The 716-nt window shown below is 72.2% G+C and carries 1 protein-coding gene; it reads right to left on the bottom strand.

From position 1 onward, the window contains the following. Position 1: 1 nt before the first annotated feature. Positions 2-716 (bottom strand): DapH/DapD/GlmU-related protein (locus tag ABT08_RS12550; protein ID WP_288115166.1); only part of this gene is annotated, 715 nt, incomplete at its 5' end.

Genomic DNA, 716 nt, shown 5'->3' with positions numbered 1-716 from the left:
CTCAGGCGTGCAGGATCGCGTTGAGCGTCACGCCGACGCCGGTGCGCCGCACGGCCTCGACCGCGCCGGTGACGGAGTTGCGCCGGAAGAGCACCCCGTCGCTGCCCGACAGCTGCGCGCCCTTCACGACGGGGCGTGCCCCCGCGGCATCCGCCGGCTCGTCGGCCAGCACGATCTTCGTGCCCGCCGTGACGTAGAGACCCGCCTCGACCACGCAGTCATCGCCGAGTGAGATGCCGATGCCCGAGTTGGCGCCGAGCAGCGTGCGTGCACCGATCGAGACGCGATGCGTGCCGCCGCCCGAGAGGGTTCCCATGATCGACGCGCCGCCGCCGATGTCGCTGCCGTCGCCGACGACGACGCCCTGCGAGATGCGGCCTTCGACCATCGAGGTGCCGAGAGTGCCGGCGTTGAAGTTCACGAAGCCCTCGTGCATCACTGTGGTGCCGGGGGAGAGGTGGGCGCCGAGACGCACGCGCGACGCGTCGGCGATGCGCACGCCCGGCGGGGTGACGTAGTCGAGCAGGCGCGGGAACTTGTCGAGGCCCGCGAGCTGGATGCCCGCACGCACGAGGTGCGCCCGGCGCGCCGTGACGGCATCGGGATGCATCGGCCCGGCGTTCGTCCACGCGACGTTGGGGAGGTGGACGAAGATGCCGTCGAGGTTCACCCCGTTGGGCTGCACCAGCCGGTGCGAGAGCGCGTGCAGCCGGAGG

The sequence above is a fragment of the Microbacterium sp. SCN 71-21 genome (genome assembly GCF_001725695.1).
Lineage (GTDB): Bacteria > Actinomycetota > Actinomycetes > Actinomycetales > Microbacteriaceae > Microbacterium > Microbacterium ginsengisoli.
The sequence above is the reverse complement of the archived record's forward strand: the minus strand, read 5'-3'. Positions and strand labels throughout refer to the sequence as shown.